The sequence below is a fragment of the Janthinobacterium rivuli genome (genome assembly GCF_029690045.1).
Taxonomy (GTDB): Bacteria; Pseudomonadota; Gammaproteobacteria; order Burkholderiales; family Burkholderiaceae_D; genus Janthinobacterium; species Janthinobacterium rivuli.
Map to the genome: position 1 here is coordinate 3,497,823 of NZ_CP121464.1, position 23,546 is coordinate 3,521,368.

The following is a 23,546-nucleotide window of genomic DNA, read 5'->3' on the forward strand; positions in this document are numbered from 1 at the left end:
GTGGCAGGGCGCATGGCGTCGTGCCGGCGTATCAATGCGCCGGCAGCTTTTTCAGCACCTCATTGCTGAAGTATGGTTCATCCTCCACCCAGAAAATATAGTCCAGGCCCAGGTAGTTGCGGGCAAAGTCGAGGACATCCTCGACCGAGTTTTTTTTCCCGGTGCGGGGATTGATCTGGCGCAGATTGCCGTCTTGCACGGCCATGCCTTTGACCAGATCGGCCGGATAGTCCTTGATGAAGCCGTAGCTTTGGCCCATATGGCTTTTTCGATACGGCATCAGGTCGGGGCCGCCCACGCCCATCTGCAGCGTTTGCGCTTGCGCAAACACGCTGCGCATATAACCCTTGTCGCTCCACGGCAACCATTCACCTGGCAAAAAATTCAAATACACCATGGTGGTGGTGTGAGGAAAGGCGCCGGCCAGCACCCGCATGTTTTCCTTGATGGCATCGACATACTGTTGCGGCTTGAAATCATCGGGAAAAATCGTATTTCCTTTACTGTCCTCGACACCGATGTCGATCGAGCTTTCGCTGAAATTAATGCCCTCGATTTTTCCGTCGAATTCCTGGCCCAGCGCCCGGATCAAGCGCTGGTAACGGTCGCGCACCGGTTGTTCCCACATCTTTGGCGACCAGCCGTATTCATCATCCGTCACCGGTTTGTGCGGGTCGCGCTCCGGCGCCGAGAGCATGCTTTGCTTGATGATGCCGCCCTGATATAGGGGATCGCTGAGCAAATAGGCCGGCACATTATGGCGCGGCGTGAAGGATTTTTCCTGCAGTTGTATCCACAGTTTTTTGCCGATTGAATCGAGATGGGCGATGTCGTGGCGGATCGCCGCAAAATCATACCGGTCCTGTTGTGGCTCCAGGCTGCGCCAGGTGTAGACGATTTGCGCGCCACGGAAGCGGGGATCGTTTAACGCTTTATCCGAGCGGATGTTTTCCCCGTGCAGTTCACGGTGATTAAAGTAAAGATAGTGCTGGATCGGCTTTTGTATGTCTGCGGCAATGGCACTGCCCATCATCAAAACAAGTACGGCAAGAAGCCTTGTGGAGTTGCGTAAGAACATCGATTCCTTGGTGATTGTGAAAATTGAACTGCGGCAAGATGGAGCATCTTCACGCCCCATGCAAGCACAATTGATCAAGCGCGACAAAAATCTAATTTTGTATCAAATCTATATCTTCTGCTGAGTTTTTGGCTAATTCAGGATTGCCGCTATTATTTAAAACCCAGAGTACAAGATTGCCATTTTCAATAATTTCTTTTTTGGAATAGATTGAACTAAAATAATCCAGTAGTTTGATATGGTCTGTCGGTAACGGCAAATTTTTCATATCTTCAGGGATATCTTCGAAGTAATACCTTGATTTTTCCAATGAAGGATATTTCTTCAGCAAATAATCATTCATGGTATATGGCTCATAATTTCCCACGAATAAGTCTCTTGTTAATATTCCTGTAACTGTAATTTCATTGATATGTTTTTTTAAATATTCAAAATGCTCTTTTGTGGTCGAGAAGTCGGATTGTGAAATTGTATTATTTTTCGACAATTGCCTGACAACAGAAAGCCGGACATGATCGCCATTGATCTCTATTACTTTGAAAATGAAATGATCCGTTTGAATGCTTTGGCTTCCACCATTGACCCCTGTTCTTTTGTTGAAAATAAAACTTCCAATTTGCAATTTATGCTCAGGGCTGTTAATGGTTTGTTTCCATATGTAGGGGTTGTAAATCATTTGCTTAAAAGCATATATGGAGATGAGAGCGAGCAGGCTTATTATCAGTATTTTTTTCATTGGGCCAGGCGAGAATAAAATAGTTAAGAGCGGCTTGCTAAGGGCTAATACAATCGAAGCCAGCCGATGTGATGCTTACGCGGCCGCGCGGCTGAGAAGCACGGCTGTATGTCTGCACGAGGGGCAGAAGCAGTCTTCATCGCATCATCCAGGGGCTGCCGACAACAGTTCAGCCGCCATGCGCTTACTTCGATGGCATCGCCGACGAGCTTGCACTCTAGCACGTCGAGGGCCGGGATCCTGATCCTGCTGGGAGCGCATGGATTCCTCTTTTTCACGGTGGCAGACAAAGATCGCCACACAAATGCAAGTTGGTTGCATTATAATTTGAAAACGCAATTCATTTGCATTAATGCGACCATCGCCAACTCAGCAACTCAGCCAGCCGAAGGAATCCCCATGACCCAGCGCAAACTCCCAGTCACCGTCCTGTCCGGCTTTCTCGGCGCCGGCAAGACCACCTTGCTCAACCACATCTTGCGCAACCGCGAAGGCAAGCGGGTGGCCGTCATCGTCAACGACATGAGCGAAGTCAATATCGACGCTTCGCTGGTGAAAGACAGCGCCGAAGCGGCTGGCGCGGCCCTGTCACGCACGGAAGAAAAACTCGTGGAAATGTCCAACGGCTGCATCTGCTGCACGCTGCGTGACGATCTGTTGCTGGAAGTGCGGCGCCTGGCTGCGGAAGACCGCTTCGATTATTTGCTGATCGAATCGACGGGCGTGGGCGAGCCGATGCCCGTGGCCGCCACCTTCGACTTCGAAGACGAGCACGGCGACAGCCTGAATGACGTGGCGCGCATCGACTGCATGGTCACCGTCGTCGACTGCGCCAACCTGCTGTCCGATTTCCACAGCGAAGACAGCCTGGAGCAGCGCGGCGAAATCGCGGGCGAGGGCGACGATCGCCAGCTGGCCAACTTGCTGACGGAACAGATCGAATTTGCCAATGTCATCGTCCTCAACAAGGTCGACATGGTCGATGCGGCCGAGCGCCTGCGCGTGCTGGCCGTCATCAAAGCCCTCAATCCCGGCGCCCGCATCATCGAAACCAACCAGTCCGTCGTGCCGCTGGACGCCATCCTTGGCACGAACTTGTTCGACCTGGAGCAGGCGGCCAGCATGCCGGGCTGGGCGCAGGAACTGGCTGGCACCCACACGCCGGAAACGGACACGTATGGCATCAGCAGTTTTGTGTACCGGTCGAAAGCGCCGTTCCACGCGCAGCGTCTGCATGACTACATTGCCCAGCCGATCAAGGGCGTGGTGCGCAGCAAGGGATATTTCTGGCTGGCCAGCCGTCCCGAATGGGTGGCCAGTCTGTCCGGCGCGGGCAAGCTGATGAATATCGAACCCGTGGGCCTGTGGTGGGCCTCCGTACCGAAGGAGCGCTGGCCAACAGACGCGGCTTCGCTGGCGGAAGTTAAAGCGGGCTGGAGCGAAACGTATGGCGACCGCTACCAGGAGCTCGTCTTCATCGGCCAGGACATGGACCAGGCCGCCATCGAGGCGGACTTAAAGAAATGTCAACTCAACTACACGGAAACGCGCCAGGGCATGGCCGCCTGGCGCAAGCTGCCCGACCCGTTTCCCCAATGGCAGCGCATGGAAGAACTCGAAGATTAACCATCAACAGGAAAGCACTATGACAGAACTGATCCCCGTCACCATCATCACGGGTTTTCTCGGCAGCGGGAAAACCACCATGCTCAAGCGCATATTGCAGGGCGATCACGGCATGCGCATCGCCGTGATCGAAAACGAATTCGCCGCCGAAAGCATTGACCATGGCTTGCTGGTGCAAGACAGCGACGAGCAGATCGTGGAAATGAACAATGGTTGCATCTGTTGCAGCGTGCGCGGCGACCTGATCCGCATCCTGGGCGAACTGCACGCCAGGCGTCAAGCCGGAACCATCGGGTTCGACCATGTGATCATCGAAACGACGGGTCTGGCCGCGCCAGGACCCGTGGCGCAAACCTTCTTTGCGGAACCGTCAATCAGCGAGTTTTACATGCTCGACGCCATTTTGACGGTGGTCGACGCGCGCCACGCGCAGCAGCAATTGACGGCGCACAAGGAAGCCCAGGAGCAAGTCGGCTTTGCCGACCGCATCCTGCTGTCGAAGACGGACCTGGTCAGCAAGGACGAGCTGGCCGCGCTGCGCCAGCGGCTGGTCGCCATCAATGGCCGTGCCAGCATACAGAAAGTCAGCTTTGGCAATGTGCCGCTGCGCGACATCCTGAACATTCGCGGTTTCAACTTGAACGCCATCGTCGAGCTGGAGCCGGATTTCCTGGGGGAACTGGGCCACCGCCATGGCGACGGCGTGCAATCGTTCGTCTACCACCAGTCCCAGCCCCTGAATCTGCTGCAGGTGGAAAATTTTCTTGATGCCGTGGTGCAGCTGTTCGGTGCCCAGCTGATGCGCTACAAGGGCATTTTGTATGTTGCCGACCTGCCATGCCGCGCCGTCTTCCAGGGCGTGCATATGCTGATGGGCTCGGAACTGGGCGCGCCGTGGCGCGATGGCGAGACGCGCGCCAGCAAGATCATTTTTATCGGCCGCGACTTGCCGCAGGATATGCTGATCCGGGGCCTGGACCGTTGCGTGGTCGCGCTGGCCACGGCGGACAGCCCCGTCGAGGTGGCCGCATGAGCGTGGAAGCGGGCTTGCCCGCCCTGGCGCTGATCTTTCTGCTTGGCATGCGACATGGCCTGGAACCCGACCACCTGGCCGCCGTCGATGGCTTGACCTTGCGCAGCCAGGCCGCAGCGCCGCGCTGGGCGCCGTGGATGGGGGCGCTGTTTGCGCTGGGCCATGGCGTTACCGTGCTGGCCATCGTGGCCTTGGCCGCCGTGGCGTCGCAGCAATTTACACCGTCTGAAGCCGTGTTCGGCTGGCTGGAATGGCTGCCCATCGCCTTGCTGCTGTTGATCGCTGGCATGAATGCGCGCAGCTTGCTGGCCGGGGCGCAACTGGCCGAGGTGCGCGGACGGCTGTTGCCACGGTCGCTGCGGGGCGCATCGGGGCCGCTGGCCGCCATCCTCGTCGGCATGCTGTTCGCGCTGGTGTTCGACACGGCCCTGCAGGCGGCCGCCTGGGGCTACGCGGCCGTTGCGCTGGGCGGCATGCAGCCAGCCTTGCTGACGGGCCTGGTGTTTGCCGTCGGCATGGGCGTGACGGATACCTTCGATGGCTGGGTCACGGCAAAGGTCATGCGCACGGGGCAGGCGGATATCGTGCGCGCCTTCCGGCGCCGCCTGGGCTGGCCCATCGTCGCCATCTGCGTGGCCATGGCGACCTATATGGCGACAGGCAAGTTTGACTCCGCATGGTCGCTGCCGGAAAGCTGGACGGCGGCGCTGGGCGCGGCCATGGTATTGCTGATGGCGGCCCTGTACGGCTGGACCTTGCTGGGTTTGCGCCGCGTGCGTGCCTGAGGCAGTGGCGTGGGTATAATGGAAAAAAACTGCCGGATTCCACCATGCCCGCACCCGAGATCGTCATTCGCCTGCTGACGCCAGCCGACACCACCGCCTTTTGCGCGCTGCGCCTGCGCGCCATCCTTGATTCGCCCAGCTCGTTTTCCTCGTCGCGCGAGGATGAGCTGGCGCGCACGCCGGAAGAACATGCGCAGCGCATCGCCGGCGGCCCGCTGCACAGGGCTTTCGGTGCCTTCGATGGCGAACGCCTGGTCGGCTTTGCCGGCTTGCGGCGCGAATCCATGCGGCAACTGTCGCACAAGGCCTTGCTGTGGGGCGTGTTCGTCGATGTGACGCAGCGGGGCAAGGGCGTGGCGCGGCGCCTCGTGAACGCCTGCATCGAACAGGCCGAGACGGACCCTGCCGTCATGCAAGTGCATTTGAGCGTGAATGCGGAAAACAATGCCGCCTTGCGCCTGTATGAATCGCTGGGATTTATCGCGTATGGCACGGAGCCGCGCTCGATGCGCGTGGGCGAGCTATTTTATGACGAGCATCACCTGGCCTTGCTGCTCAGGTAACCCCCGCTATTTGCAGCGCGGGCACAGGCCCTTGATCAGGTAATCGACCTCGCCGCCGCTGAAGCCTTCCGGCAAGAGCACGGGCGGCGGCAGCTTGACTTCATTGAAGCAGGTGACGTTCGCGCATTTGGTGCACTGGAAATGCGCGTGCTCGTGCGCCTGGTGGCCGGCGCCCGCGCTGAAGCGCCACACCTGGTCGGCGCCCGCGATGCGGTGCACCAGTTCATTTTCCGTCAGCCATTCCAGCACCCGGTACAGGGTGACGGAATCGATGTCGCTGTCCTGCGACAGCGCCTGCTGGATTTCATGGTGGGTCAGCGAACGGCTTTGCGCCATTAAAAAGTCGAGCACCTTCACGCGCGTCTTGGTGACGCGGGCGTTGGTGTTGCGGATCAGCGATTCGGCTTGCGGTGTAGAAGATGTTGTCAACATGATAGGCCTGCTTGCGGGGGATCGGCTGGCGGCGTCATCGCCGTGCCCGTTGCCACCCTCTGGGCCGTATCTTAGCATGCGTGCCGCTCCCGATGGAACGGCGTCACGGTTTGAACGTCCAATAGCGGCCGGCCACCGTGTCGACGGGGTCGAGAAAGCGCTGGTCGGCGCGCGCATGGTTGCGTATCAGATAAAACATGTCGGACAGGGCGGAGCGCTTTTCCGCGAAATACATGTGTTTCATGAAGCTCGTGTCGACCCCGGTGGCGTCGATGGTTTCCACGCCCGCCACGATCAGCATGCCGGCGCCGCTGTCGCCCGCGCGCGCGTAGCCGTGCACGGCTTTCGAGGCGGCCAGGGCCAGGTCTTGCGACGAGGCATACAGGGTGACGGGGTTGCGCGCGCCGGCCAGTTTCGGCGCGATATCGTGCTTGAAGATGGCGGCGTCGATGTCGGGCGCGGACAGGATGATTTCCGTGATCTTTTGCGCCAGCTGCGGCTGCGCGGCCAGCAAGTCGGCCACGGCGCGCGTCAGGCCCCGGCTGCCCATGCTGTGTCCCACCAGATAGACTTGCGCCGCCTCCGTGCTGGCAAGAAAGTCGGCCAGGAAGGCCGTGAGGTGGGGCGTGCTCCACTCGATATTGTTTTCATCGATGGTGTAGCCGGCCACCTCGCCGCGCGACGGCCAGCTGTAGAACGCGGGCGCGCCATCGAAACCGAGGTCGTAGGCCATCTGTCCCGTGCGCCGCGCCGCATCCTCGAAACTCACGTTGTAACCGTGCACGAAGACAAAGGCGCTTTTATCGGCCGAGGCGCGGATCTGCGTTTTGAGTGCGGCAAAGAAATTGTCGCGGTCCTGCACCTCGGCCGACAGCAGCACCACGTGCTTGGTCGGGTCGTCGCGAAACTCCAGGCGCCACAGCGATGGCGATTCCAGCTGGCCCATGCGGTGGTCACGGGGAATGCTGACGTCGCAGCTGCCATAGCTGAGCGGGCCATTGCCGCTCATGATGTTGCGTTCACCGCTGAAGCGCTGGGCCGGCGGCTTGCCCACATCGCGCTGGCGGTCGGTGGCGAAATACACCTTGACCACCGCATAATTCGAGACGACGGCGCTTTTATCGGCCGGGGCGGGCACGGCTTCCACTTCGGGTGCCTGGGGGAAAGGGCGCTGCAGCGCATCGAGCAAGCCTTGCGCGGCAAACAGGGTTTCCATGTCGTCCGGCACTTTCGCGCTGGACAGGGCGGCCGACAGGGCCAGTTGCAGCTGACTATTTGCAGGCTCGGCTTCCAGCGCGGCGATGGCGGCCAGGATGGCGGCCGCGCCGTCGAACCTGGTGATGGCCTGCTTCAGCCGTTGATAATGGCTGGCGACGGCTTCAGGCGCGTGGCCGGGCGCGCCATGCCCGATGGCTGCCACCACAGCGGAAGTGATCAAGTCCATGCGCCACCTGCCTTTCAGGTCAGTCTGGATTAAATGTCAACCCATATTGCCATAAAAGCACGCGAAAAGCGACTTGTCCAGCGGCGCGCGCAGCGGGCCTGTCAACGCTCAATGCTGCTTGTCGTCGCTGAACTGCTGCGCCAGTGATTGCAGGGGCGCCACGGTCAGGCCGCCGCGGCTCACGTGCTCGGGGATGGCGACGCGCACGGGCTTGCTGTGCATATTGGCGGACGACAGCACGTTCGTCGTCGTCTCGGGCGCCGCATTCCACACGGGGTCGACGATGCCTTCGAACACATGTTTCAATTGCTCGCCCCAGGTGTCGCGGATCATGCGGAAATACTGGTTCTTTTCATCGATGGTGACGAAGCGCGTGACGGCCAGGCTGCCCGTCTCATAGACGAGCAGGTCCAGCGGCAAGCCGACGGAAATGTTCGAGCGCAGGGTCGAATCCATGGAAATGAGGGCGCACTTGGCCGCCTCGTCCAGGCGCGTGAACGGATTGATGACCCGGTCGATGATGGGCTTGCCATATTTGGCTTCGCCGATCTGGAAATACGTGTTTTCATCGTGCGATTCGATGAAATTGCCGGCCGAATACACCTGGAACAGCCGGCAGCGCTCGGCGCCTATCTGGCCACCCAGGATGATGCTGACGTTGAAATCGATGCCGCAGTCGGCCAGGGCCTTCGCTTCGCGCAGGTGCACGGTGCGCACGGCTTCGCCCACGATGCGCGCCGCGTCATACATGCTGGCCACGTTCCAGATGCTGCGTCCCTCCGCATCCACGTGTTCGGAAACGATCTGGCGGATCGCCTGCGAGATCGACAAGTTGCCGGCCGTCATCAGGACCAGCATGCGGTCGCCCGGGTTTTCGAACACGCTCATCTTGCGGAAGGTGCCCACCTGGTCCACGCCGGCGTTGGTGCGGGAGTCGGACAGGAAGACCAGGCCTTCGTTCAGGCGCATGCCTATGCAATAAGTCATCGTCGTAAATCACATCAAAAGGGGAAGCATTTTACACCAGCCGGGCCTTGCCACCTGCTGCCAAGGCCCAGCCAGCCTCATTCCTGCCAGTTATACGGGCACGATCTGCACATCGACGCTCAACGTTTCCGTGCCGCCACCCTGGCGCACGCCGCGCACGGGCGCGGCCGAATCGTAGTCGCGTCCGATGGCCAGGCGGCAATACGCATCCGTCATCAGCCGCGCATGCGTGACGTCGATGCTGACCCAGCCCGCGAAATCCGTGTCCTCGGCCCACGCGTCGACCCAGGCGTGGCTGGCCGCGTGTCCCGTCGTGCCCGGATCGATGTAGCCGGAGACATAGCGGGCCGGGATGCCCCAGGCGTGGCAGCAGGCGAGGAACAGGTGGGCGTGGTCCTGGCATACGCCGCGTCCCAGGGCCAGGGCGTCGCCAGCCGTCGTGGTGACCATGGTGGCGCCGCTTTCATACGCGACCTTGCCAACGATGTGCTCGGCCAGGCGCAGCAGATGGCCCGTGCCCGCGGTCACGCGCTGGTCCGGCAGGCTGGCGGCCGCCAGGTCGAGGATGGCGGGATTGGCCAGGGTCAGCGGCGTCGGCATGGTAAACAGCAGCGGCGACAGGGTATCGATCAGGTTCAGCCGTCCCTTGTGCGGGTAGATGGTTTCCACCACGCCCTGCGCCACCAGGCTCAGGGAGTGATGGCTGCCGTTAATCGTCAGCATGTGCGACAGATTGCCGTAAGCATCCGTGTAGGCGTGGCACTGGCCCGGCGTCGTGATTTGCCAGGATAATGCCCGCTGCTGCGGCTCGATACGCGGCGTCAGGTGCAGTTGCTGGATGGTGTAGGCCAGCGGTGCGCTGTAGGCGTACTCGGTTTCGTGGCGGATGGTGAGCTGCATCAGGCCGCCAAGGGAACGAGGAAGTCGCGGCTGACCCGGTTGCCCAGGTCATTGATGTTTTCCAGAAACTCCGTCAGGGTCAGATGCAAGCCCGCCTTCATGATGTCGTCGATATGGCCGAATTTCAGTTCCGCGTGCAGCTTGCCGGCGAAGCGCTCCGTATCGGCCGAGACATCGTTGCGGATATGTTTCAGGTTTTCCACCACGTCATCCATGCAGGCCAGGAGCGACCTGGGCATGTCGCCGCGCAGCATCAGCAATTCCGCCACCCGTGCCGGGGTGATCACGTCGCGGTAGACCTTGCGGTAGATCTCGAAGCCGGACACCGAGCGCAGCAGGGCTGCCCAGTAATAAAAGTCGCGCTGGGTAATGTCTTTCGACGTGTCGCGCGCGCCGTGGAACTTCACGTCGAGGATGCGCGCCGTGTTGTCGGCCCGTTCCAGGAAGGTGCCCAGGCGAATGAAGTGGATGGCTTCGTCCTTGAGCATGGTGCCTAAAGTGACCCCGCGCGACAAATGCGAGCGGTACTTGACCCATTCGAAGAAGGCGCTGGGATCCGTTTCCAGCAGATTGCTTTTCAAGCGTTTCTGCATGTCGAGCCAGGTGGCGTTCTGGATTTCCCACACTTCTGTCGTCAAAGTCCCCCGCACGGCGCGGGCGTTTTCGCGCGCGCCCGTCAGGCAGGCCAGGATGGACGAGGGGTTGTTCGGGTCGCGCACCATGAAGTCGAGCACGTCGCGCGTGTGGAAGCGGCCATACTTGTGGTCGTAGGCGCTTTGCAGCTCGGAAATGCCCAGGGTGGCGCGCCAGCCTTGCTCCGCGTCCTGCTCGGACTGGGGCAGCATGGCCGTTTGCATGTTGACGTCGAGCATGCGCGCCGTGTTTTCCGCCCGCTCCGTGTAGCGGGCCATCCAGAACAAATGATCGGCGGTGCGGCTCAACATGTTTTCTCTCCTGCAAAAGCGGATGTGGCTTCCAGTACCCAGGTATCCTTGGTGCCGCCCCCTTGCGAGGAGTTGACCACCAGCGAGCCTTCACCGAGCGCCACGCGGGTCAGGCCGCCGGGCACCATGGAAATCGTCTTGCCGGACAGCACGAACGGACGCAAATCGATGTGGCGCGGTGCGATGCCGGCCTCGACATACGTGGGGCAGGCGGACAGGGCGAGTGTTGGCTGGGCGATGTAGCCGCCCGGATTGGCCAGCAGGCGCTGGCGGAAGTCCTCTATTTGCGCCAGGCTGGACGCCGGCCCCACCAGCATGCCGTAGCCACCCGCGCCATGCACTTCCTTGACGACAAGTTGCGCCAGGTTCGCCAGCACGTAGGACAAATCGGCCGGTTTGCGGCACTGGTACGTGGGCACGTTGTTGAGTATCGGCTCTTGCGACAGGTAAAACTTGATCATGTCGGGAACAAAAGGATAGATCGACTTGTCGTCGGCCACGCCCGTGCCGATGGCGTTCGCCAGGGTCACCCGGCCGGCGCGGTACACGGACAGCAGGCCCGGCACGCCCAGCGAGGAATCGGAACGGAAGGCCAGCGGATCGAGGAAATCGTCGTCCACGCGGCGGTAGATCACGTCCACGCGTTTTGGCCCGCGCGTCGTGCGCATGTACACGGAATTGTCGTTGACAAACAAATCCTTGCCTTCGACCAGTTCCACGCCCATCTGCTGGGCCAGGAAGGCGTGCTCGAAGTAGGCGGAGTTGTACATGCCGGGCGTCATGACGACGACCGTCGGGTCATCGACGCCCATAGGGGCGACGGAACGCAGGTTGTCGAGCAGCATGTCTGGGTAATGGTCGACGGGCGCGATGCGGTTGCGGGCGAACAGTTCCGGGAACAGCCGCATCATCATCTTGCGGTCTTCCAGCATGTAGGACACGCCGGACGGCACGCGCAGATTGTCTTCCAGTACATAGAATTCGCCCTGGCCCGCGCGCACGATATCGACGCCGGCGATGTGGGCATAGATGTCGGAGGCGACGGAAATGCCCTGCATTTCCGGGCGGTACTGGGCATTCTTGTAGATTTGCTCGGCGGGAATGATGCCCGCCTTGATGATGTTTTGCTCATGATAAATATCATGGATAAACATGTTCAAGGCTTGCACGCGTTGCACCAGGCCCGTCTGCATCTGCGCCCATTCCGTGGCGGGAATGATGCGCGGGATGGTGTCGAACGGAATCAGGCGTTCCGTGCCGGCATCGTCGCCGTAGACGGCGAACGTGATGCCGACCCGGCGGAACGTCAGGTCGGCTTCAGCCCGTTTGCGGGCGATGGTCTCGGGGGATTGCTGCTCCAGCCAGTTGCTGAATTCACGATAGTGTTCACGTACCTTGCTGTCCGTACCCACTTCATTTGCAGTCATTTCATTGAAAAAATTTGCCATGTTGTGATTTCCCTTGAGCCGTGTCTGACTATAGCTCAGCAGGAAGCGTGCCAATGCCGCACACCCGAAAGTGTGTAAAAAATGACCATTTTTGTGGCGTAAAACCGTCATCCGCACCGCTTTGGTGCGCTACGGTGTCGATTTTGCCGGGCTATGGGGCGCGCGGCGGGTGAAATCAGGCGTCCGGCGTGACGAAGGGACGGCAATCGACGGGCAGGTCGATGGTAAACGTGGTGCCCGTTTCCGGCGCACTGTCGACCAGCGCGCTGCCGCCATGGCTTTCCGCCACGTTTTGCACGAAGGGCAGGCCGATGCCCCAGCCGGGCGCGCTGCCCTGGTGTTCGCGGCGCAGGTATTCGAAGATGCGCTCGGTCTGCTCGGGCGCGATAGTACTGCCCGTGTTGTGCACCGTGAGTATCATGCGTTCGCGCAGGGTGTTGACGTGGATATGGATGGGGCCGTCGTCGCCGTACTTGAGGGCATTGCCCACCAGGTTTTCCAGGGCCCGGCGCAGCGAATTTTCGCACCACCAGCCAGTGACGGACGCGCCCGTGACCTGGCACTTGCCCGGATGGCCCGTATTCACGCTGTCGGCCACCTGCTGCGCCAGCGGCAGGATATCGAAGCGATGCAAGACCAGCGGCAGTTTCTGCCCCCGGTGGTAGCTGAGCGTATCGAGCAATTCCTGGATCATGTCGTCGAGGCGCTTGCCGTGTTCGATGATTTTCGATGCCAGGGCCGGCACGTCGACCTGCTGCGCGCGCCGCTGCAGCAGCTGGGCGCTGTTGAGCATGACGGAGAGGGGATTGCGCATGTCGTGCGACAGGCCGGCCGCGATGCGCCGCTGGAAGCTTTCATGCATGGCCGTAAATTCCAGGATAGCTTCGCGGATGCCCGTGTCGATCGAGGCATTGATCACCTTCCAGTCGCGGCGGCGCAACGGCACGCCCGCGTCGAGGGCCGCATCGGCGAAACAGTCGCGGAAGATCTGGTATTCCTGGATCACTTGCTCCGGGCCATAGCTGGTCATGCGCGCCCGTTCGTTGCCGTGCACGGCAGGGGCATTGGTATGGCTGGTGGCATCGTCGCGCGGATAGCCTGGCGTCAGCGCCTCGGCCAGGTTATCGAAGAAAGTGGGCAAGGTATTGATCAGGATGGGCGTCAGCAAGGCGTCGGCGCCGCGTACCTTGGCGCGCACCTCGTGTTCCCACTGTGTCAGCACGGCATCGCGCATGCTGAAGAGCCGCCGCGTGCGCGCGGGCATGTCCAGCGTGTGCATTTTCTGGTCAGAGGCATAGGTCATCGCAGCTCTCCATCGACAGCACGGCACCCGCGCAGTAAAAAGCGGGAGGTACAGTATCCCCCAAATCGGCGTGCAGTGATACTCAATTCGGCGTATGGGCGCCTGTCATGATGGCGCTCAAATGGCTGAGGGCCGTATCCCATTGCTCCAGCGAAAAGTTCTGCGGGTCGTCATGGCCATTCGCAAAGCCCGTATCGAGCACGGCGTGGAAGGCGGGGATCAGCCACGTGCCCTTGCGCACGCTGGCGGCGATGTACAGCAGGGCCAGGCGCTCGTATTGCGCGGGCGTAAAACCGGGATCGGGCGCCAGTCCATCGTTGCCCTTGCCGCCGCCGGGCACGGAGTGGCGCGGCTGCACCAGTTCCACGTGCAGGAACAGGCCCGCCAGCGACGGCTTGTCCTTTTCCAGCTTGCTGGCGTAGCTGGCCGTGCCAAAGTCGCGCACCAGCAAGGAGCCGCCCAGGCGGTTGACGTAGACATGGCCTTTCGGACCGCCGCCCAGCGCCGGGTTGCGTAGATTGAAATCGTTGAAATCCCAGCTGGCGTCGTTGATGTGGGCGGGAATGGGTTCCAATAAAAAATTCGGGTAGCTGGTGTCGTGGATGACGAAATAGCGGGCCATGGGTGCGGCCAGCCGGCCCACGGCGCGCGACAATGGCGCGTCGACGGGGCCGCCCACATCCGCCTCGGCGATCCCCTGTTCCGCCAGCCAGGCCCGCAACCGGGCCGGCGCGATGCCCGTGCGCTGGCCGATGCGGGCGGCAAGAAACGCCGGCAGCGGCGCGCTGTCGCCCAGGCGCGCATACAGCTTGACGGGACGCAGCAAGCACGTGGCTTGCGCCCGCGCATCGCCCTTGAAGCCGCTTTTCCAGGCAGCATAAGGGCAGGCGGCCTGCTTCTGGGCGGCAGCGGGCAGGGACAGGCAGAGCAGGAGCAGCAGGGCAGGGAGTCGTTTCATGCGGCATTGTCGCCCAAGCGCGGCTTGCGGCACAGGCGCGCACGCGAAAAAAAAGCTGCCCGAGGGCAGCTTTCGCGGTGCGACAGAGCGCGCGGCCTTTAAAACGCCACGCTGGCCGAGACGACCACGGTGCGCGGCGCGGCCAGCACCAGCGAGCCGATATTGAAGGACGACACGGCCGACGACCAGTAATTGCGGTCCGTCACGTTGTCCACGCGGGCGCGCAAGGTCACGTCACGGCCTGCCACTTGCGTCAGGTAGCGCGCGCCGATATCGAGGCGGGTCCACGATGGCAGTTGCTTGGTGTTGGCCTGGTCCGCGTATTGCGTCGAGGTGTAGATGGTGCGGGCGTTCAGGGTCAGGCCTGGCGCGCCGGGCACGTCCCATTCGCCGCCCACGCTCATCTGCGTTTCCGGTGCGCCAATGGGTTTCTTGCCATTATTCTCGGTCATGCCGGTATTGCTGAGCTTTGCATCGAGCCAGGTCAAGCCGCCCAGCAGGCGCACGCCCTGCATCGGCGTGCCGAAAACCGACAATTCCAGGCCACGGTTGCGCTGCTCGCCATCGAGTTCTGCCCGCTTGCCGACCACGGCCAGCAAGGGCTTGGCCGTGCTGAACAGGGCGGCGCTCATGCCCAGCTTGCCGCCGTCATATTTGACGCCGATTTCCTTTTGCTTCGATTTGTACGGCGCAAACACGTCGCCCATGTTGTCGACATTGAGCTGCTGGCCGTTTTCCACATACGTTCCAGTGGCCGTCGGACCTTTGACCAGCGCCTCGATGTAGTTGGCGTACAGCGACACATCCTTGCTGGCCTTGAAGACGATGCCAGCCACGGGCGTCGTGGCGCTCTCGTCATAGGCCTTTCCTTGCAGCACCGAAGTGTTGTAGTCGTAGCCGGCATCCTTGATCTGCTGGCGGCGCAAGCCCACGGTCAGCAGCAGCTTGTCGTCCATGAAGGCCATGGTGTCAGCCAGGGCATAGCTGTTGAGGATGGTTTTCTGGGTGATGCGCGGGTCGCTCATGATGCCGCCCGTGTAAGGTGTTGGCGGCGGGGCCACGCTGACCGGCGCATAAATATTGGTGGCAAACTTGTCGCCGATGGCATAGGCGTTCTTCGCCTCATTCCAGTGCCCGGACCAGCTGGCCACCAGGGTGTGCTTGACGGCGCCCGTCACGAGCTTGCCGCGAATGCCCAGTTCGCCCGTGCGGATCTCCTGTTTGCGGGCATTGTCGAAGCGCGACACTGTGGCGTCGCCATTGCTCGAGGTCAACGATGGCTCGGCCAGGCTATTGGCTTCCTTGGTCGAACGGGAGCCAAATGCGGCCCAGGCCACGACATCCTTGGCCAGGTCCACCTCGGCGCGCGCCGTGCCGAACACATCGTGTTCCTTCGAATAGCTCCAAGGCTGGGCAAAGTTCTTCGACGCATCGGGAGCGGATGGCAGTACAGCCACGGCGCCAATGGCGACGGAGGGGCGCGGCGCCGTCAGATCGAAATTCTGGTAGCCGGCATCGGCCGACAGACGGTAGTTGCGGCCGCGATAGTCGAGGCCCACCGAGAACATGCCCACGTCGTGGTCTTCGCGCTTGATGCCGGTCTCGCCCTGGCGCTTGGCGGCGTTGACGCGCACGCCGAATTCCTTGTTTTCGCCAAAGCGGCGCGCCACGTCGATGGCCGCATAGGCGTGTCCGCCCGATTCCACTCCCACGGTCAATTCCGTCAGCGGCGTGTTGCCGGCGCGCTTGGGCATCAGGTTGATGGCGCCGCCGATGCCGCTGCCGCCCGGTGCCGCGCCGTTGAGGAAGGCGCTGGCGCCACGAAACACTTCCACTCTTTCGAGCAGTTCCGGCGATACATATTGACGCGGCAGCACGCCATACAGGCCGTTGTAGGCCACGTCGTCCGAATCGAGGGCGAAACCGCGGATCACATACACTTCCTGGAAATTGCCATAGCCGCGCGACATGCGCACGGCCGGATCGCTTTGCAGCAGGTCGCCCACGCTGCGCGCTTGCTGGTCGGCGATGAATTGCTGCGTGTAACTGGTGCTGCCGAATGGCGAGTCCATCATGTCCACGGCACCGAGGATGCCCATACGCCCGCCGCGCGCCACCTGGCCGCCCGCATACGCCTTCGACAAGCCTTCCGCCGACGCATCTGCCGACGCGTTGACGACCACGGTCGGCATGCTTTGCGCGTCGCCGGCAGATGTGGTGGACGTGGTTTGGGCGTGGGCGGCGGCGCTGGCCAGCAGGAAGGCGGCCAGGGCGAACGGGGTAGGGACGAGGTGGAAGGTGCGCATGGTGTTATCTGGATATTAATGAGAATGATTATCATTATATTCCAGCGTGGCGCAGCGCGTGAGAAAGTGTGACAAAGCGATCAAAAAAGTCGCCATTCGTACAACACCGGGCACGCCAGGGTGCCGGAATCTGGCGGAAAAAGGCGCGCCAAACGATACCTTGTGGATTTATTAATGCGCATATCCAAGTTTCGCTAAAATGGACCACCGCGCCCCGCGCCCACAGGAAACCGCATGCCATTGCACCACCATCTACAGTCCGCTTCCATGCGTATGCGGGAGGGCTTGAGCCTGAAAGGCGCGGCCGTCGCGCTGATCCTGTGCATGCACGTGCTGGGCCTGTATTTTCTGCTGCTGCCGGCGCGGCAACTCAAGCAATACACGGAAGTGGCGTTCATGACCTTGCTGCCGTCCCGGCCAATGGCGCAGACGCCGCCGATGGCCTTGCCCATGCCCATGCCGGCTCCCTTGCCGCGCGCGCGGGTAACGGCACCGCCCGTCGCGCCGTCCGCCATCCTCGAACCATCTCCCGTCATAGTGGAGGCCATCACCGTGCCGGCCGAGGAATTTCCCGCTGCGCCTGCCACGGCGCCTTCCGCGGCGGACTTGCGCACGCGCGCCCGGCTGGCCGCAGGCGCCGCCGACAAGGCCTTGCGCGGCGAGCTCAAACAAGACCAGCCGTGGCTGGCCTCCGCCGATCTGAAGAGCGAAAGCACCTTCCAGAAGCTGGTCGCCTCCGCCTGGCGCGGCGGCCCCGTCATCCGCGTGGAGGAATTCCTCACGGCCGATGGCCGGCCCGCCACGCGCGTCGTCAGCGCCGGCGGCGCCACCTGCTATGGCATGGCCGAGAATCCCGGCTCCGGCGCCGATCCGGCCAGGACGGGCGGCAAGGTGAAACGCGTGCCTTGCCCCGGTTGAGCCGACCTGACTATGTTCGTCGCGCCGACCTACGCATGATGCAAGCGTGATCCATGCCAGGTAAAGACCGCACGGCGTGCAGGGTTTTAGGGGCTGTAATAGGGTATGCCACCCCCGGCAGGGTCTCAAATATGCTAAGTTGCGTCTGCAATTCATGTGACACGACCCAGGACGCCCATGCTCCCCGAACTCCTCATCCTCGCTCCCAGCCCTTCGGCAGCCGTCAACGCGCAGCTGGACCAGCAATATACCTGCCACCACGCCTGGCAGGTGCCGGCGGACGAGCGCCATGCCTGGCTGGCCCAGCGGGCGCCGGCCATCCGCGGCGTCGTCACGACGGGCGCACTGGGCCTGAACGCGACCGACATGGGCTTGCTGCCGAATCTGGAAATCATCGCCGTCAATGGCGTGGGTCTCGACGGCGTGGCGCTCGATGTGGCGCGTGAACGCGGCATCGCCGTCACCACCACGCCGAACGTGCTGACGGATGACGTGGCCGACGTGGCGCTGGCCTTGCTGCTGGCCAGCGCGCGGCACATCGTGACGCTCGACCGTTTCGTGCGCGACGGCGGCTGGGAACGCCGCGTAGCCATCGCCCCCGCGTCCAGCCTGCGCGGCAAGACGGCCGGCATCTTCGGTTTCGGCCAGATCGGCCAGGCCATCGCGCTGCGCCTGGCCGCTTTCGGCGTCCATGTGCGCTACTTCCAGCCGCGCGCCATTGCCGGCACCAGCGTGCCGCGTGCGGAATCCTTGCTGGCCCTGGCGCAGGAAAGCGATTACCTGATTGTCTGCGCGCCGGGCACGCCGGCCACGCGCAAGATCGTCGACCGCACCATACTCGATGCGCTGGGGCCGCAAGGCACCCTGATCAACATCGCCCGCGGCGCCCTCATCGACGAAGTGGCCCTGATCGCCGCCTTGCAGGATGGCCACCTGGGCGCGGCAGGCCTCGACGTGTTTGCGGACGAACCGCGCGTACCAAACGCATTGCGCGCCTTGCCGAACGTCGTGCTGACGCCGCACGTGGGCAGCCTGACCGTGGAAACGCGCCATGCGATGGGGCAACTGGTGGTCGATAACCTGGCCGCGCACTTCGCCGGCTTGTCCTTGTTGACACCCGTAAAGCCATAAAGTCCACGATGAACCGTTTTAATCAAGCTTGAATGAAAGAGTAGCTATGGAATTGACAAAATCGCTGTTGCGCACGCGCGGCGGGCAAGACAGCGGCAAGGTGGGCATGATCGAGCTGTTCTTCGATCTGGTGTTCGTGTTTGCCGTCACGCAACTGTCGCACGGCTTGCTGGCCCACCTGAGCGCCATGGGCTGGCTGCAGACGGGTTTGCTGCTGATGGCCGTCTGGTGGGTGTGGATTTTCACGTCGTGGATCACCAACTGGCTCGACCCCGAACGCATTCCCGTGCGCATCAGCCTGTTCGCGCTGATGCTGGGCGGCCTGATCATGTCGGCCTCGATCCCCGAAGCGTTCGGCACGCGGGGCCTGGCTTTTGCCGGCGCCTACGTCGCCATGCAGGTGGGGCGGCCCCTGTTTGCCTGGTGGGCCGTGCGCCATGAAACGCTGTCGCGCCGCCGCAATTTCCAGCGCATCGCCCTGTGGGCCGTGTTGTCCGGCATCTTCTGGATCGCCGGCGGCCTCGCGTCGCCCGAGCAGCGCATCTTCTGGTGGATGCTGGCACTGGCGATCGACCTGGCCGGCCCCTGGATGCAGTTCGGCCTGCCTGGCCTGGGCCGCTCGACGACGGCCGACTGGGACGTCGACGGCAGCCACATGGCCGAGCGCTGCGGCCTGTTCGTCATCATCGCCCTCGGCGAATCGTTGCTGGTGACGGGCGCCACCTTCGCGGGCCTGGAATGGACGGCCGCCAACTGGCTGGGCTTTTTGTCGGCCCTGGTCGGCAGCATCGCCATGTGGTGGATATACTTTGATACGGGCGCCGAGGCGGGCCACCACCGTATCGCCCACTCGAAAGATCCGGGCCGCATCGCCCGCAAGGCCTACACGTATATCCACGTGCTGATCGCCGGCGGCGTGATCGTTTCCGCCGTGGCCGATGAACTGGCCCTCGTGCATCCTGATGAGGCGAGTTTTGCCGGCATCAGCGCCTTGCTGGGCGGCCCAATCCTGTATCTGCTGGGCAATGCACTGTTCAAATGGGTCAGCAGCGAGCGCGCCGCGCCGCCGCTGTCGCATTTGCTGGGCATTTTGATCATCCTGGCGCTGATCCCGATGGCCTACGGAAGGCTGTATGCGCCCCTGACCCTGGCCTGCATCACCAGCTGCGTGCTGGTATTGGTAGCCGTGTGGGAACATATGGCGCTGCGCCGTCCGCCACCGGAGATCGATCCTTGATGTCTGCTTGACCTCAACCGGGCGGCGCAATGCCGTCCGGATCGCTGCGCGTATCGAGCTGCAGCTGCAAGAACGCCAGGTCCAGCCAGGCGCCGAACTTGGTGCCCACCTGGCGCATCAATCCCACTTCCTCGAAGCCCAGCTGCTTGTGCAGGGCGATCGAGCCGGCATTGCCCGCCTCAATGCCCGCCACCATCACGTGCTTGCCCAGGCCGCGCGCCCGCGCGATCAATTCCGTCATCAAGGCCTTGCCGACGCCGGCGCCACGGCGATCGGCGCGCACGTAGACGGAATGCTCGACCGTATGCCGGAAACCCTCGAACGGGCGCCAGTCGCCGAACGAGGCGTAGCCAGCGACAGTTCCTTCCGCATCGATGGCGACCAGCACCGGATAGCCGGCCCGCTGACGGTCGGCCAGCCAGGCGGCGCGGTTGGCCGCATCGACCGTCCGTTCATTCCAGATGGCCAGGGTGTTGCTGACGGCATCGTTGTAGATGGCCAGTATGGCCTCGATGTCGCCCGCATGGGCATCGCGTATCTGCATGTTGATTTCCTCGCAAGGCGTCTACTATAATGGACAAATCATAGATTGCGACCAACGACTTGTCCAATAAAATCCGAATGGAAGCAGATGCATGTCCACTAAACCAGACGAATTGAACCAGCGCATCGGCGCCAGGGTGCGCCTTGAGCGGGAAAACCTGGGCTGGTCGCTGACGGACCTGGCGGCCCGCTCGGGCGTGTCGCGCGCCATGGTGCACAAGGTGGAGCGGGGCGACTGCAGCCCTACGGCCACCTTGCTGGCGCGGCTGTCGGGCGCCTTCGACCTGAGCATGTCCGAGCTGATCGCCCGCGCCGAGATGCGGGCCGGCCGCTTGCTGCGCAAGCTTGAACAGCCCGTGTGGGTCGATCCGCAGAGCGGTTATTTGCGGCGCCACGTGTCGCCCGCGTCCGACATGCCGCTCGACCTCGTGCATATTACCTTGCCGCCCGGCGCCGTGGTGGCCATGCCGGCCGCCGCCTATGTGTCGCGGCGACAACTCATCTGGTCGCTCAGCGGCAGCCTCGTGTTTATCGAAGGGGAGACCCGCCACGTACTGGATGAAGGCGACTGCCTGGAACTGGGGCCACCGGCCGACTGCGTGTTCAGCAATGAAACGGCCACCGCCTGCACCTACGCCGTGGCAGTCTTGAAGAACAGCTGAAGTTAAACCAGCGCGTCCGCGCGCAGCTGGGCAATGAAGGCGCGCGCGGCGGGCGCCTGTTCGTGGCGGCGGAAGGCCACGGCGATCTCCGAGCTGATCTGCGGCCCTGCCAGTTCGCGAAAGCACACGCCGGGCAATTGCACGCTGGCCATCACGGAATGGGGCACGATGGCGCAACCGACGCCCAGCGACACTTCCGTCAGCACGGCCACCAGGCTGCCCGGACGCGACACCACCTGCGCCGCAAAGCCGCCGCGCCGGCTCACTTCCAATGTGCCCAATTCCTGTTCCGGCACGATGAAGGCCTGCTGCGCCAGCGCGGCCGGCGCCGCCACATCAAGCAAGGCCAACGGGCTGTCCGCCTGCACGGCCAGCACGAAGCGGTCGCGCAGCAAGACCACGCTGTCGATGCCTTCCGGCAAGTGCAGCGGCGGGCGCACGAAGGCCAGGTCGACCCGGCCCTGGTCCAGCAAACCGGGCAGGGTATCCATCGCGGTTTCGCGCGCGCTGATGTGGATGCCGGGGTGGCTGGCGCGAAAGCGGGCAAACTGGTCTTGCAGCACGCCGGAATACGCGGCCGAGGCCACGTAGCCGATTTCCAGCCGTCCCAGTTCGCCCCGTCCCGCCCGCCGTGCCACTTCCTGCGCCTGCGCCAGCTGGTCCAGCGCGCGCGCAGCCTCGATGACGAACAGTTCCCCCGCGGCAGTCAGGGACACGGCGCGTTTGCTGCGCTGGAACAAGCGCGTGCCCAGCAACTGCTCCGTTTCCTGCACCTGCTTGGTCAGCGCGGGCGGAGAAATGCCCAGTTCCGCAGCGGCCCGCGCAAAGTGCAGGCTGTGCGCCACGGCCAGCACGCAGCGGAAATGCCGCAATTCCATCTCTTTGACTATATTCACCATGAGTGAATTATATGGCGGCTGTCTTATAACAGGAAGTAATGCAAGCCTGCTTAAAATACAGGCATGAAAAATACCAACTGGACCTTATACACGTGCTCGGGCGTGTGCGCGCTGATCATGCTCGACACCAACGTCGTGGCCGTCTCGCTGCCGTCGATCGCCCGCTCGCTGAACGCCAGCTTTGTCGATGTGGAATGGGTGGTCAGCGCCTACATGCTGGCGTTCGCCTCATTTTTGCTGCCCGCCGGCAGCATCGCCGACCGCCTGGGGCGGCGCAGGGTCATGCTGTATGGCCTCTCCGTGTTCGCGCTGGCGTCCCTGTTGTGCGGCCTGGCGTGGACGCCGTTCGTGCTCAACGTGGCGCGCGCCGTCAAGGGACTCGGCGCGGCGCTGCTGCTCACATCCGCGCTGGCCGTCATCGGCCACACGTTTCACGCGGAAAAGGAGCGGGCGCGCGCCTGGTCCGTGTGGGGCGCAGCCATGGGCGTGGCCATGACGGTGGCCCCCCTGCTGGGCGGCCTGATCACGAGCGCCATCAACTGGCGCTGGATTTTTTATCTGAACCTGCCTGTCGTCGCCATGTTGATGTGGCTGGTAAGCAAACACGTGGACGAGTCGAAGGATGCCTCCAACGCCAGTTTCGACCCGCTCGGCGCGGCATTATTCTCCGCCGGCCTGTTCGCCATCATCTGGGGCTTGATCGACGCCAGCGTTGCGGGCTGGTCCAGCCGCGCCACCATGCTGCGCTTTGCCGGGGGCGCGGCGCTGCTGGCCGTGTTCATCGTCGTGGAACGGCGCCAGCGCGCGCCCATGGTCGATTTGTCGCTGTTTGGCCGGCGCGTGTTCGTCGGCGCCGTGCTGGGCATGTTTGGCTACGCCATCGCCGCGCAAGTGATGATGACCTTTTTGCCCCTGTATTTGCAGAATGCCTTCGGCTTTTCCGCCGTGCTGGCCGGCTGCGCCATGCTGCCGTTTGCCGTCGCCATGGTGGCGCTGTCGCGGCTGGCGCCGCGCGCCATGCGCCATTTGGACGACCGCGGCATTCTGGTGACGGGCTTGCTGATCGTCGCCGTGGGCAACGTGGCCACGGCCCTGGCCGCCTCCAGTTTGCAATATGGCTGGGTGGCGGCCGGCATGGTGGTCACGGGCGCGGGGGCCGGATTGCTCAATGGCACGACCCAGAAGGCCATCCTTGCCTGCATCCCGCGCGAACGCACGGGCATGGGTTCCGGCATCAGCACGACGACGCGCTTTGTCGGCATCGTGCTGGCCGTGGGCGCGCTGGGCGCCGTGCTGGCCATGCGCACGGCCGCATCGTTCAACGAGTTGGCGTGGCTGCACGGCTTGAAAGCGTCGCCTGAAATGATAGGACGCATCGTCGCCGGCAACGCGGCCGAGGCCTTTGGCCAGTTGCCGCCCGCCCTGCAAGCCGTGGCGCAGGAAGCGGCGCGCCACGCTTTTATCGACGGCTTTGCCAGCGTGCTGTACCTGGCGGGCGGACTGGCGGCCGTGGTGGCGGCGCTGGTCTTCGTGCTGGCGCGGCCGCAGGAAAAAGTGTAACTGTTCAGTAAGTTCCGCGTGCGCGGCCTCTGCTTGTAATATGATGCCATCGA

22 protein-coding genes are annotated in these 23,546 nt (G+C 62.7%); 9 read left to right on the plus strand and 13 right to left on the minus strand.

Features of this window, described 5'->3' with window-relative positions; all coding sequences use genetic code 11:
* Positions 1–31: 31 nt before the first annotated feature.
* Together P9875_RS15750 and P9875_RS15755 are read right to left on the minus strand one after the other, a co-directional pair.
* A complete protein-coding gene (locus tag P9875_RS15750; RefSeq protein ID WP_278315864.1) occupies positions 32–1,078 on the minus strand; it encodes a hypothetical protein in 1,047 nt (348 codons plus the stop codon).
* A 91-nt stretch (positions 1,079–1,169) separates the two neighbouring features.
* Positions 1,170–1,814 (minus strand): hypothetical protein, encoded by a 645-nt coding sequence (locus tag P9875_RS15755; RefSeq protein ID WP_278315865.1) that lies wholly within the window; start codon positions 1,812–1,814, stop codon positions 1,170–1,172.
* 399 nt (positions 1,815–2,213) lie between these two features.
* Between P9875_RS15755 and zigA the strand changes: the two genes are divergently transcribed.
* Genes zigA through P9875_RS15775 form a run of 4 tightly spaced genes read left to right on the plus strand, consistent with a single transcriptional unit; the run spans position 2,214 to position 5,821 of the window.
* Positions 2,214–3,440, plus strand: coding sequence for a zinc metallochaperone GTPase ZigA (zigA, locus tag P9875_RS15760; protein ID WP_278315866.1), 1,227 nt, complete (start codon positions 2,214–2,216; stop codon positions 3,438–3,440).
* Between the two features lie 19 nt (positions 3,441–3,459).
* On the plus strand, positions 3,460–4,473 hold the full coding sequence (locus P9875_RS15765; RefSeq protein ID WP_278315867.1) for a CobW family GTP-binding protein: 1,014 nt from the start codon (positions 3,460–3,462) through the stop codon (positions 4,471–4,473).
* The gene (locus tag P9875_RS15770) at positions 4,470–5,258 is read left to right on the plus strand and encodes a hypothetical protein (RefSeq protein WP_278315868.1); all 789 of its coding nucleotides are present in this window, start codon (positions 4,470–4,472) and stop codon (positions 5,256–5,258) included. The genes P9875_RS15765 and P9875_RS15770 overlap by 4 nt, the downstream gene beginning before the upstream one ends.
* 44 nt (positions 5,259–5,302) lie before the next feature.
* Complete coding sequence (locus P9875_RS15775; protein WP_278315869.1) at positions 5,303–5,821, plus strand: GNAT family N-acetyltransferase; 519 nt, start codon at positions 5,303–5,305, stop codon at positions 5,819–5,821.
* Between the two features lie 6 nt (positions 5,822–5,827).
* Here the strand turns inward: P9875_RS15775 and P9875_RS15780 are convergent, their stop codons facing one another.
* The 9 genes from P9875_RS15780 to P9875_RS15820 all read right to left on the minus strand — a co-directional run bounded on the left by P9875_RS15780 (position 5,828) and on the right by P9875_RS15820 (position 16,543).
* A complete protein-coding gene (locus P9875_RS15780; RefSeq protein ID WP_099401920.1) occupies positions 5,828–6,253 on the minus strand; it encodes a Fur family transcriptional regulator in 426 nt (141 codons plus the stop codon).
* 103 nt (positions 6,254–6,356) lie between these two features.
* Positions 6,357–7,697, minus strand: a complete 1,341-nt coding sequence (locus P9875_RS15785) for an alpha/beta hydrolase (RefSeq protein WP_099401921.1) — start codon at positions 7,695–7,697, stop codon at positions 6,357–6,359.
* 108 nt (positions 7,698–7,805) lie between these two features.
* Positions 7,806–8,684, minus strand: a complete 879-nt coding sequence (locus tag P9875_RS15790; RefSeq protein ID WP_225241263.1) for a peptidase — start codon at positions 8,682–8,684, stop codon at positions 7,806–7,808.
* 90 nt (positions 8,685–8,774) lie between these two features.
* Positions 8,775–9,584, minus strand: coding sequence for a transglutaminase family protein (locus tag P9875_RS15795; RefSeq protein WP_225241264.1), 810 nt, complete (start codon positions 9,582–9,584; stop codon positions 8,775–8,777).
* On the minus strand, positions 9,584–10,528 hold the full coding sequence (locus P9875_RS15800) for an alpha-E domain-containing protein (protein ID WP_278315870.1): 945 nt from the start codon (positions 10,526–10,528) through the stop codon (positions 9,584–9,586). The genes P9875_RS15795 and P9875_RS15800 overlap by 1 nt, the downstream gene beginning before the upstream one ends.
* Positions 10,522–11,976 carry a circularly permuted type 2 ATP-grasp protein gene (locus P9875_RS15805; protein WP_051958520.1) on the minus strand — a complete coding sequence of 485 codons (1,455 nt, stop codon included), beginning with the start codon at positions 11,974–11,976 and terminating at the stop codon, positions 10,522–10,524. The genes P9875_RS15800 and P9875_RS15805 overlap by 7 nt, the downstream gene beginning before the upstream one ends.
* 175 nt (positions 11,977–12,151) lie before the next feature.
* A complete protein-coding gene (locus P9875_RS15810; RefSeq protein ID WP_278315871.1) occupies positions 12,152–13,279 on the minus strand; it encodes a sensor histidine kinase in 1,128 nt (375 codons plus the stop codon).
* Between the two features lie 82 nt (positions 13,280–13,361).
* Complete coding sequence (locus P9875_RS15815) at positions 13,362–14,237, minus strand: hypothetical protein (protein WP_278315872.1); 876 nt, start codon at positions 14,235–14,237, stop codon at positions 13,362–13,364.
* A 98-nt stretch (positions 14,238–14,335) separates the two neighbouring features.
* Complete coding sequence (locus P9875_RS15820; RefSeq protein ID WP_278315873.1) at positions 14,336–16,543, minus strand: TonB-dependent receptor; 2,208 nt, start codon at positions 16,541–16,543, stop codon at positions 14,336–14,338.
* Positions 16,544–16,777: 234 nt separating this feature from the next.
* On the opposite strand from P9875_RS15820, the gene P9875_RS15825 reads away from it, so the two are divergent.
* From P9875_RS15825 to P9875_RS15835, 3 genes are all read left to right on the plus strand, one after another.
* Positions 16,778–17,461, plus strand: a complete 684-nt coding sequence (locus P9875_RS15825) for a hypothetical protein (protein ID WP_158300109.1) — start codon at positions 16,778–16,780, stop codon at positions 17,459–17,461.
* A gap of 177 nt (positions 17,462–17,638) precedes the next feature.
* Entirely contained in the window at positions 17,639–18,592 is a 954-nt protein-coding gene (locus tag P9875_RS15830) for a 2-hydroxyacid dehydrogenase (RefSeq protein ID WP_035818830.1), read from the plus strand.
* Between the two features lie 52 nt (positions 18,593–18,644).
* Complete coding sequence (locus P9875_RS15835; RefSeq protein WP_423221854.1) at positions 18,645–19,829, plus strand: low temperature requirement protein A; 1,185 nt, start codon at positions 18,645–18,647, stop codon at positions 19,827–19,829.
* A gap of 13 nt (positions 19,830–19,842) precedes the next feature.
* Here P9875_RS15835 and P9875_RS15840 read toward each other — a convergent pair whose 3' ends face one another.
* Positions 19,843–20,373, minus strand: a complete 531-nt coding sequence (locus tag P9875_RS15840) for a GNAT family N-acetyltransferase (RefSeq protein ID WP_035818834.1) — start codon at positions 20,371–20,373, stop codon at positions 19,843–19,845.
* Between the two features lie 91 nt (positions 20,374–20,464).
* Between P9875_RS15840 and P9875_RS15845 the strand changes: the two genes are divergently transcribed.
* Positions 20,465–21,034, plus strand: coding sequence for a helix-turn-helix domain-containing protein (locus tag P9875_RS15845; protein WP_278315875.1), 570 nt, complete (start codon positions 20,465–20,467; stop codon positions 21,032–21,034).
* A gap of 2 nt (positions 21,035–21,036) precedes the next feature.
* Here the strand turns inward: P9875_RS15845 and P9875_RS15850 are convergent, their stop codons facing one another.
* Positions 21,037–21,933, minus strand: coding sequence for a LysR family transcriptional regulator (locus P9875_RS15850; RefSeq protein ID WP_278315876.1), 897 nt, complete (start codon positions 21,931–21,933; stop codon positions 21,037–21,039).
* Between the two features lie 63 nt (positions 21,934–21,996).
* Here P9875_RS15850 and P9875_RS15855 point away from each other — a divergent pair, with 63 nt between their 5' ends.
* Positions 21,997–23,493 carry an MFS transporter gene (locus P9875_RS15855; protein WP_278315877.1) on the plus strand — a complete coding sequence of 499 codons (1,497 nt, stop codon included), beginning with the start codon at positions 21,997–21,999 and terminating at the stop codon, positions 23,491–23,493.
* The last annotated feature ends 53 nt before the right edge of the window (positions 23,494–23,546 follow it).